The following is a 10462-nucleotide window of genomic DNA, read 5'->3' on the forward strand; positions in this document are numbered from 1 at the left end:
GTTTACTCGCTAACCAATATTCACTTGGTTATTCACTCGGTGCGGGACCATTCCTTCCGCTCGCGCTGCACCACTCCCCGCTTGGCCAGGTCCATCAGAATGTGCACCGTCAGTCCGATGGAAAGGCCAGCGTCTGCCGCGATCTCTTCAGCCGTTCGCGATCCTTCGCCTGCTCGTGGCAGTGCGTCGTAAATGCGCAGTTCGTTGTGGCTGAGTTGCTGCGTCAATGTCGGCGGGTACTTCATTTCCATCTGCTCGCCCGCATCGAAATCCCCCGTATGCACGATGTGCTCGTGAATCTGGTCGGCGTTGAGCACCATCGCCGCCTGCTTGTTCTGAATGGCGAGGTTCGTGCCGAGCGACTCCGTTGCAGTTATGGGGCCCGGCACTGCCATCGTTTGTTTATTCATTGCATTGGCCCACTTCAGCGTGTTTAACGCACCTGAGCGAAACGCCGCTTCCACCAGCAGGGTGCCCTGGGTCAGCCCTGCTACGAGACGGTTACGGGTGAGGAACCGGTGCCGGTCCGGGGTCGTGCCGGGTGGGTACTCGGTGACAATGGCTCCCCCGGCGCGCACAACCCGATCGAAGAGTGGCTCGTTGCTCAGCGGGTAGACGTACCCCGGCCCGCAGGCGGCGACCACCACAGTTGGCGCTCCACAGTCGAGGGCCGCCTGGTGTGCGATCGTGTCGATGCCCAGTGCACCACCAGAGACGATCGTGTACTGGTGTTTTGCCAAACCCCGCACAAGGTCATCGGTAGCGTGACGTCCATACTGCGTTGCTGTTCGTGTACCGACAACGCCGACCGACTGTGCAAGTAGCTTCGCAAGGTCTGCTTCACCTTTTACCCACAGCGCGTGTGGTGCAACCGCTTCTTCGTTCAGGGAAAGTTTTCGATCATCGTCCGGATACTCACAGTGGAACGTGGGCTTGATGTTCTCTCCAGGCCAGCCTGGCGAGTCTGGAGTCAGCAACGTATATCCGGCGGCCCTAGCACGCGCGAGATCCTGCGCAGGTTGGTCCCAGGTATAGCGGTTTTGCGTCTGCGGTCCTAGGGCCCCGATCCAGCTTGCACGCGTGCGCACACCGTGGGCAATCTCGTCCGCGCTTCGCCCGTTGGTAATGAACTCCTGAATGTGGATCGAGGGTCCCTCGACAACACGGCTGAGATACGCCCAGGATTCTGGCGAACTTACATTCCTCATGCCGCCACCTCCTCTGGTGCGGTGCGCATATCGACGGCGCGAGCCACATGGTCGATATCCGGTTGCGCCACGCCTTCCAGATCCGCAAGCGTCCACGCCACCTTCAGGCTCCGATCCACGCCACGCTGCGTGATACTTCCGGTGCGCAGCAGCGAGGACAGGTAGGCCATCGCTGCTTCGTCCGCGGGAAATTGCTTGCGGATCAAAGTTGGGGCAACGCGAGCGTTGACGGACTCGTCGATACCAGCCTGCGACCAGCGCTCTTGGGCACGCTCGCGCGCCTGCATGACACGCTCGGCGATGACTGCCGACGACTCCGCGTCACCCGGGGTAACCACCGTGGAATCCGCTGAGGTCTGGATGAACACATCCAGCCGGTCGAGCAACGGGCCGGAAACGTTGGATAAGTGCCGGGCCCGCTCAGCCACCCGACACGTGCAATTGCCGTTGACCCGCTGGCACGCACACGGGTTCGCAGCCAGAACGATTTGCGTATCAGCCGGGTAGACAACTTCCCGGCGCGAGCGCGTCAGGCGCACCTCACGCTTTTCTAGCGGGATCCGAAGCGCGTCGAGAACGTGCGCAGAAATCTCCGAGGCTTCGTCGAGGAACAGCACCCCATGGTGGGCCTGGCTGACCACCCCGGGGCGAGGCACTCCTGAACCGCCGCCGATGAGCGCCGCCCTGGTCAACGACGGATGTGGGGCGATAAACGGCCGGTTGGACACAATGCCGCCACTGGAAATTCCCGCAGCCGAGTGCAGCGCCGTGACTTCCACCATCTCCTCGATGTTCAGCGGCGGCAAGATAGAAGGCAGCCGCTCTGCCAGCATCGACTTGCCGGAGCCAGGCGGGCCGATCATCATCACGTGGTGCCCACCGGCTGCGGCGACCTCGAGGGCCTCGCGCTCCACAGTCATTCCGGCGATGTCACTGAAGTCCGCGACCGCTGCAGCGTGTTGGACCTCCGGCTCGCCGACGGTATCCAGCGTTGTCTCCCCGATGAGCCACTGCCACACCTGCGCCAGCGAATCTGCCACAAGGATGTTCTTCATGCCGAGCAGTGAGGCTTCTGCGGCGTTCTCTCGTGGAACGACGACGATGTCGGGTCCGGTGGTGGAGTCGTCGTGAAGCATTGCAATCAGCATCGGCAACACGCCGTCCACTCGGCGCAACGAACCATCCAACGCCAGCTCTCCGAGCAGCATTGTGCTCTCTAGTCTGCGCTGCACCCGCGGATCCAAACTGCCCAAGACGGCAGCTGCAATCGGTAAGTCGAAGTGCGAGCCCGTCTTCGGCAAATGCGCCGGCGACAACGACACCATGATCTTCGTACGTGGCCAAGGAAGCTGCGAGTTGGAGATCGCAGTGCGAATCCGGTCGCGCGACTCTTTCACCGCAGCATCGCCCAACCCCACCATGTGGATCCCCGGAAGACCCGGGCCGACGTTGGCCTCCACAGTGACAAGCCGAGCCGTGATGCCCTCAACTGTTGCGCTGATCGTGCTAGCAAGCGGCATCTTCCACCCCCAAGTAACGACGAAGGACGAAATCATCGCCATCGGTGACGCACTCCACGACGTCGAAACGGATAGCGCGAACCCCCAACGCAGGATGCTCTCGCATCCACTGCGCAGCGCAACGACGCATCGTGCGCAACTTCTTCGCAGTGACCGCCTCCGCAGCACCGAACGCGCCACCCCTGCGCGACTTCACCTCGACGAACACAATCGTGCCGTCTTCGTCTTCAACGACTGCGTCAATCTCCCCCGCAGCAACGCGTTCTCGCTGACCAAGGACGGTATACCCTTGCTCCGCGTACCAGCGAGCCGCAGCACGTTCCCCCAATACGCCCAACTCCTGTTGGGCCGCATACCTGGCGTGCATACATTCCCCCTTATTGTCTTTTAGGACCAAAACATCTGGTGCCTATTAGACGGGCAAATGCACGCCCCGGTTCCCTACTCCGGGAATGTCAGCTCAGGTTTATCCAACTCTTCAATGTTGACGTCCTTGTAGGTGATCACACGCACGTAACGCACAAAGCGCACCGCACGGTACATGTCCCACACCCACGCATCCGACATGAGGACCTCGTAGTAGACGTCGCCACCCTCCGTGTGCGGAATCAGCTTCACCGCATTAGCCAGGTAGAAGCGGCGGTCCGTCTCCACAACGTAGGAGAACTGGCTCGCCACGTCGCGGTACTCGCGGTACAGGGACAGCTCAACTTCTGCCTCGTAGTTGTCAAGATCCTCGGCGCTCATACATGACCCCTTAGCTCAGTGTGAAACCTGTCAGCGTCCCTGACGTTCGCATAACTATAACGATGTTCCGGGCTCGCCCCGTGGCGGCGCACCGCGTCCATATGCACCTTTGTTGAATAGCCCTTGTGGCCCTCCAACCCGTACTGCGGATAGTCCCGAGCCATCTCCACAACGAGCCTGTCGCGGCTCACCTTTGCCAGCACACTCGCCGCAGCGATACAACGCGCGGTGTAGTCACCGCCGACAACTGGCAGTTGCGGTGCGCGAAGCCCCGGCACACGAAACGCGTCCACGAGCACGTAACCCGGATCGACATCCAAGCCTGCGACGGCGCGCCGGGCCCCATCCAGGTTGGCGTGTTGGATCCCGCGCCGATCAATCTCTGCCGCAGGGATATGAATGACGTGGTAGGAGACGGCGGCGTTGCGGATTTCGTCGAAAAGCAACTCGCGCTTTTTCGCCGAGAGTTTCTTCGAATCCGTCAACCCCTCAAGCGCAGCAATCGGCTTGATGGGCAAGACGCACGCAGCGATGGTCACAGGGCCGAAGCACGCGCCCCGGCCAGCCTCATCGACCCCCGCCACCGGCCCCAGCCCGGCCTTGTCCAACGCGACCTCGTAGGTGCGTAACTGCTTAAGACGGCGCACTACCCTACTGCTGAATGTCCGGGTCCGACACACCCTGAAGGCGGTTCAGCGGGAAGACAACCGCCTGCACCTTGCCGCGGATATTCTCCTCCGGAATAGTTCCCTGGAACTGATCCCCCAAGTGGTAGCGAGAGTCCAGCGAGTTGGTGCGGTTATCGCCCATCATGAAGTAGTGGCCTTCCGGCACCGTCACCGGGCCGAAGTACGGACCACCACACGCATCCGATCCGGTCTCCTCATCCACCGGGTAGAAGTTCGGCTGCAAGATGTACGACTGATCGATCGGCTTACCATCAACCATGACCGCCGGGTCGCCCGCCTGACACGAGACAGTCTGTCCGCCGGTAGCGATGATGCGCTTGACCAACGTGTTTTCATCCTTGGGCACCAAACCAACCCAGGAACCCACCTCCTGCAACCCACGAATCGCAGGGTTCGAAGAACGGTTGGAGGAAAAACCCGTGTTCCACGAATCCGTACCGGCGAACACGATGACATCACCCGGCTCAGGGTCCGAGAAGTAATAGCTGACCTTCTCCACAAAAATGCGGTCGCCCGAACCGTCCTCGCCGTGCAGCGTTGGCTCCATCGACGCCGACGGAATGACATACAGCCGGCCGATAAACGTTTGCAGCACGAACATGATCACCAACGTGAGCACAACTACCACCGGGATCTCGACGTACCAGGGAAGGTTCTGCTTCTCGTCGCTGCTGTCAGCGCCATTTGCAGCGCCGTTTGCAGGGCGGTCTGCAGCGTTCACCTCATACGATGCATCCTCGGCAGCGTACGGGTTGTGCGGCTTAGGGGTCTGGGGCTGCCCGTTGGCGGGCACATTCGCGTTGGTCACGCCGGATAGGTTAGCACCGCACCCCGACACCCTGAGAACGCAACGTGCCCCGCCCGAGAAACTCGGACGGGGCACGTGGTGCGGCTAAAACTAGCGACGCTCCTTAATACGAGCAGCCTTACCGCGCAGATCGCGCATGTAGTACAGCTTCGCACGACGGACGTCACCCTTGCGGACGACCTCAATCTTCTCCAGGTTCGGGGAGTGCACCGGGAAGGTACGCTCAACGCCGATGCCGAAGGAAACCTTGCGGACGGTGAAGGTCTCGCGGATACCGCTGCCCTGGCGACGCACAACGAAGCCAGTGAACACCTGAGTACGGGTCACAGAACCCTCGATAACCTTAACGTGAACGTCGAGGGTATCGCCCGGGCGGAAGTCCGGGATATCGTCACGGAGCTGGCCTGCGTCAACCAGATCAATAATGCCGTTGCTCATGAAAGCAATCCTTTTCGTTTTCGGACAGAGGACCCTGGCGGCACTTCCCTAATCAGGGCGCTCGGCCGGTTCGTGTCGATTACAACAACCTGCAGCATTCTACATACTGCCCGGTCACTTCCCAAATCCGGCACGCTTGAGCGCGTCCGCCATCGAGCCAGATGCTTGACGACGATCACCGCCCCGGTTCTGGTTTCGCCCCTGGCGCTGCTTCTGACCGCCACGGTTCTGGCCACGGTTCTGGCCACTGCGCTGTTTCTGGCTGTTGGGCTGGCCGGGCTGGCCGGGCTCGTCGTCAAGCCGCAGGCTCAACCCGATGCGGTTGCGAGCGACATCCACATCCATCACCTTGACCTTGACTACTTCGCCGGAGCGCACCACCTCGTGAGGGTCGGAAACAAACTTGTGGCTCATCGCGGAGACGTGAACCAGACCATCCTGGTGCACACCCACATCCACGAACGCGCCAAAAGCCGCAACATTGGTCACGGTTCCCTCGAGGATCATGCCGGGCTTGAGATCCTTGACCTCGTTGACGCCTTCCTTGAACTCCGCAGTTTTAAACTCAGGGCGCGGGTCGCGCCCCGGCTTGTCCAGCTCGGCGAGAATGTCGGTCACGGTAGGCACACCGAAGGTGTCGTCAGCGAAATCCGCCGGCTTGAGTTTGGTGAGTACCGCCGTGTTGCCAATGAGTTGCTCGGTGTTCAGACCCGTCGCCTGGGCGACGCGCTCCACCACCGGGTAAGCCTCCGGGTGTACCGCTGAGCCATCGAGCGGGTTCGTCCCGCCCTGGATACGCAGGAAGCCAGCGGCCTGCTCGAAAGCCTTCGGCCCCAGACGCGGAACCTTGCCCAACTCCTTGCGGGTAGCAAAACTGCCGTGCTCGTCGCGGTACGCCACGATGTTCTTCGCCACCGTGCCGGACAGACCAGCGACACGCTCAAGCAGCGGTGCCGAAGCGGTATTGACGTCCACGCCAACTGAGTTCACCGCATCCTCCACCACAGCGTCCAACGTCTGTGCGAGCGCCGTTTGATTCACGTCGTGCTGGTACTGGCCTACGCCGATCGACTTCGGGTCAACCTTGACCAGTTCCGCCAAAGGGTCCTGCAGGCGGCGCGCAATGGACACTGCGGAGCGCAGCGAGACATCCATGTCTGGGAACTCTTCGGCTGCGATTGGGCTTGCCGAATAGACCGACGCGCCTGATTCGGACACAACCACCGGAGTCGGGCGCTTGCCGCCAGCCTGTGCGATGAGGTCCGCTACCTCGCCGGCGAGCTTCTCCGATTCGCGCGAAGCGGTGCCGTTGCCAATAGCGATGAGCTCGACTCCGTGCTGGGCAGCCAGCGACGCTAACTCGGCACGCGACGCGTCCCAACGGTTCTGCGGCTGGTGCGGGTAGACGATTGTCGTGGCCAGCACCTTGCCGGTGCCGTCCACAACCGCGCACTTCACGCCGTTGCGATAGCCCGGGTCAAGCGCGAGCGTTGCGCGCTGACCTGCGGGGGCGGCGAGCAACACGTCACGCAGGTTGGTCTTGAACACCTGCAGCGCGCCCTCCTCGGCCTTTTCCTTCAGACGCATGCGGGTATCTAGGTTGGCCGACACCTGCAGTTTCGTGCGCCAACCCCACTGCACCGCCTTGGCCAGCCAGGCGGAGTCTTTCACCGGAAGATCGAAACGATCCGCAATCATGCCCTCAAAAACAGACTCGTCGCCCGGGTCAAGGTTGAGCGTGAGCACGCCCTCGTTCTCCCCGCGAAGCAGCGCCAAAATGCGGTGGCTGGGCAGTTTGTCGAACGGCTCCGAGAAGTCGAAGTAGTCCGCGAACTTCGCACCTTCCTGTTCTTTGCCCTCAACGACCGAGGAGCGCATGGTGCCCTGCTCGTACACGCGGTCACGCACCGCACCGACCAGGTCGGCGTCGGTGGCGAACCGGTCCACCAGAATCGCGCGGGCACCGTCGAGTGCAGCCTTCGTGTCCGGGAATCCTTCGGAGAGGTACCTCTCGGCGAGGGTCTCGGGGGTGGCGGTGGGGTCGTCGATAAGCAACTGCGTCAAATCCTCAAGACCTGCCTCGCGGGCGATATCCGCCTTAGTCTTGCGACGCTTCTTGTACGGCAGGTACAGGTCTTCGACGCGCGCCTTCGTGTCGGCTGCGAGAATCTCGCGTTTGAGATCGTCGGTAAGTTTGCCCTGCTCCTCAATACTTTCGAGCACCGCGGTCTTGCGCTCAGCGAGCTCGACGAGGTAGATGTTGCGCTCCTCAATGTGGCGCAACTGCCCGTCGTCGAGCCCACCGGTGGCTTCCTTGCGGTAGCGGGAAATGAACGGCACGGTGTTGCCCTCGGCGAGCAGTTTCAGCGCCTGCTCGACCTGAGATTCCCGAATGTTGAGTTCGTTCGCGATGGTGACTGCGATTGATGTCATTCGGGCGATCTTAGTCGCGCCGTTGTTGTGCCAGCTTTACAGCAGCACCTGCGCCAGAATCGAGCCCACCACGCACGAAGTGAACACCGAGATCGCACCCGGAATCAGGAACGAGTGGTTGATCACGAACTTGCCAATTCGGGTGGTGCCGGTGCGGTCGAAGCCGATGCAAGCCAGGTCGGACGGGTAGGTGGGCAGGATCCAGTAGCCATACGCCGCGCCGTAGAAGCCGACAATGACCTTCGGGTCGATGCCCAAGGCAAGCCCGATCGGGGCAATAGCGACCAGCGCCGCAGCCTGGGAGTTCACCAACTTGGACACAATCAGCAACACGATGGCATACGCCCACGGGGCAGCTTCCACAACAGAACCGAGGCTGGATTCGAGCTGGTCGATGTGCGCCGCGAAGAACGTATCCGCCATCCAGGCCACGCCAAACACGGAGAACACCGCGGTCATGCCTGCCTTGAACACCGGTGTCGAGGCGATCTTCTTGTGATCTACCTTGCAGAACAGCAAGATGATCGCACCGGCAAAGAGCATCACCATCTGGATGGCGAGGTTCATGGACAGCGGCTTCATGCCACCGTCACCGTCGTCGAACGCGGGACGCAGGCCCTCAAACGCGCCGAGAACAACCACGAACGCGATCGCACCGAGGAAGATCCACACCGCGTTGCGGGCGGACTTTGGAAAGACCTCATCCAAAAGCGAGTGGCTGGACCGCTTGATGGACTCCGCAAACTCCGGGTCCTTCATGCGCTCCTGGAACGCCGGGTCTTTGTCCAGGTCCTTGCCACGACGCAGCGACCACAGCGCGGCCAAGATCACGCCGGAAAGCGAAGCCGGAATGGCAACCATAAGAATCTGCGGGATCGAGTACGCCTTATCGATGACACCGGCGTGTTCCGCCAAAATCGACGCAAGCGACACAGTGGCCACCGACACCGGCGAGGCTGTAATACCCATCTGCGCAGAAGTGGAAGCCACCGCCATAGGACGCTCTGGGCGAATCCCTTTCTTCACCGCAATGTCCTCGATAATCGGGAACATGGTGTACACCACGTGGCCGGTACCGCACAGCACGGTGAGGAACCATGTGGTCACCGGAGCCAGCAGGGTGATCCGTTCGGGGTGGGCGCGAAGGAGCTTCTCGGCTTGCTGCATCATCACCTCCAATCCGCGCGATTGTTGGAGGGTCGCCGCACAGCCGATGACTGCGATGATGGTGAGCATAACGCCCACCGGTGGTTCGCCCGGCTCCAGACCGAAGACGAAGACCATGAGCATAAGGCCAATGCCAGAGATCAGACCGAGCCCAAGGCCCCCGTACCGCGTGCCGAGCAGAAGAGCGCCAAGAATAACGGCGATTTGAAGGACAATTGCGAGCCCCGAGGTGGGGTCGAGCACTGACGCGAGCATGGGTGTCCTTTCGTTTTGCAACGCGTGTAACACACCCAACTCTAAGCGAACAATGATCTGACCTTTAAATTATTGTGGGGTGATTTTCACCACCTCAGCAGGCATTACCCTGCCGTGTACCCGCTCCACTGCGTACCCTTCGGCAACGCATCCGCAACCGCTTGCGTCGCATCCTCCAGCGACAGCGCGGTTCGCCCTTTTACCGTAAGCGTCGTTTCGTTCCGCTCGATCGTCTCCGCGCGGTAGCCTGCCTGTTTCAGCGCCCGTCGCAGTTGCTTTGCGACGACCCGCTGTCCGCCCACCTCGAACACCGACACAACCTCACGCGAATCCAGCATGAACCGGTCCTCTTCACTGAGCTCCACCTGTTCGAGCAATTCGGGCCTGACGGCACGGGTGCGTTTCAGCGACTGCTCACGGCGCCACGCTTCAACCTTCTTGTGGTCGCCAGAGGTAAGCACCTCCGGAGCCTCGATCCCCCGCCATACTCGTGGTTTTGTATAACTCGGGCCCTCAAGCAACCCATCCGAGAAGCTGTCCTCCTCGTGGCTTTCAGTGTTGCCAAGCACTCCGGGGATCAACCGGGTGACTGCCTCCGCGATGACCAGTACGGCGACCTCGCCACCAATGAGTACATAGTCACCAATGGACACCTCACGCACCCGGTAGCGCTGCTTCGCATCCTCGAAGACACGCTGGTCGATTCCCTCGTAGCGCCCGCAAGCGAACACAATGTGTTCCTCGCGCGACCAGGCACGGGCATCCGCCTGCGTAAATGGCTTTCCGGCCGGTGTGGGAACGAGCAACAGCGGCTTTGAGGCGTCATCGCCTGCCACTGGGGATTCGTACGGGCGCGGTGCAACGTTTGCGACATCGTCGTGACGCAACTTGTCATTCCGGTGCTTGGCCGCCGAGTCCAGCTCCGTGCCTGTGCGTCCCGCAGCAACATCGTCGAGCGCCGGCCCCCACACTTCCGGCTTCATCACCATGCCAGGACCACCGCCCAGCGGGGGCGCGTCTACCGACTTGTGGTTACCCGTCGCCCAATCACGCAGGTCATGCACTCCGACAGACAGGATGCCCTGCTCAATCGCCTTGCCCAGCAGCGCGTGGCGCAACGGGTCCAAGTACTCCGGGAAAATGGTGACGACATCGAGGCGAAGCACCGGCTTCGGGTTAGACATCAAGCAGTCCCTC

At 61.4% G+C, this 10462-nt stretch carries 10 protein-coding genes; all 10 read right to left on the minus strand.

The window, feature by feature from the left end; all coding sequences use genetic code 11:
• Positions 1–32: 32 nt before the first annotated feature.
• A complete protein-coding gene (locus tag HMPREF2690_RS05330; RefSeq protein ID WP_070820337.1) occupies positions 33–1208 on the minus strand; it encodes a DNA-processing protein DprA in 1176 nt (391 codons plus the stop codon).
• The gene (locus HMPREF2690_RS05335; protein WP_070483901.1) at positions 1205–2728 is read right to left on the minus strand and encodes a YifB family Mg chelatase-like AAA ATPase; all 1524 of its coding nucleotides are present in this window, start codon (positions 2726–2728) and stop codon (positions 1205–1207) included. The genes HMPREF2690_RS05330 and HMPREF2690_RS05335 overlap by 4 nt, the downstream gene beginning before the upstream one ends.
• Positions 2715–3095, minus strand: coding sequence for a YraN family protein (locus HMPREF2690_RS05340; protein ID WP_070422259.1), 381 nt, complete (start codon positions 3093–3095; stop codon positions 2715–2717). The genes HMPREF2690_RS05335 and HMPREF2690_RS05340 overlap by 14 nt, the downstream gene beginning before the upstream one ends.
• A gap of 74 nt (positions 3096–3169) precedes the next feature.
• On the minus strand, positions 3170–3475 hold the full coding sequence (locus HMPREF2690_RS05345; protein WP_070422258.1) for a DUF2469 domain-containing protein: 306 nt from the start codon (positions 3473–3475) through the stop codon (positions 3170–3172).
• Entirely contained in the window at positions 3472–4122 is a 651-nt protein-coding gene (locus tag HMPREF2690_RS05350) for a ribonuclease HII (RefSeq protein ID WP_070450984.1), read from the minus strand. Before HMPREF2690_RS05350 ends, HMPREF2690_RS05345 begins: the two co-directional genes overlap by 4 nt.
• A gap of 4 nt (positions 4123–4126) precedes the next feature.
• Entirely contained in the window at positions 4127–4885 is a 759-nt protein-coding gene (lepB, locus tag HMPREF2690_RS05355) for a signal peptidase I (RefSeq protein ID WP_070771591.1), read from the minus strand.
• Between the two features lie 177 nt (positions 4886–5062).
• A complete protein-coding gene (rplS, locus tag HMPREF2690_RS05360) occupies positions 5063–5410 on the minus strand; it encodes a 50S ribosomal protein L19 (RefSeq protein WP_070422256.1) in 348 nt (115 codons plus the stop codon).
• A gap of 114 nt (positions 5411–5524) precedes the next feature.
• Positions 5525–7843, minus strand: coding sequence for a Tex family protein (locus tag HMPREF2690_RS05365; protein WP_070820338.1), 2319 nt, complete (start codon positions 7841–7843; stop codon positions 5525–5527).
• Between the two features lie 36 nt (positions 7844–7879).
• Positions 7880–9265: an anaerobic C4-dicarboxylate transporter gene (locus HMPREF2690_RS05370; protein ID WP_070820339.1), complete on the minus strand. Its 1386-nt coding sequence runs from the start codon at positions 9263–9265 to the stop codon at positions 7880–7882.
• A gap of 104 nt (positions 9266–9369) precedes the next feature.
• The gene (gene trmD / locus HMPREF2690_RS05375) at positions 9370–10449 is read right to left on the minus strand and encodes a tRNA (guanosine(37)-N1)-methyltransferase TrmD (protein ID WP_070820340.1); all 1080 of its coding nucleotides are present in this window, start codon (positions 10447–10449) and stop codon (positions 9370–9372) included.
• Between the last annotated feature and the right edge of the window lie 13 nt (positions 10450–10462).

The organism is Corynebacterium sp. HMSC034E11 (genome assembly GCF_001835905.1).
Taxonomy (GTDB): domain Bacteria; phylum Actinomycetota; class Actinomycetes; order Mycobacteriales; family Mycobacteriaceae; genus Corynebacterium; species Corynebacterium coyleae.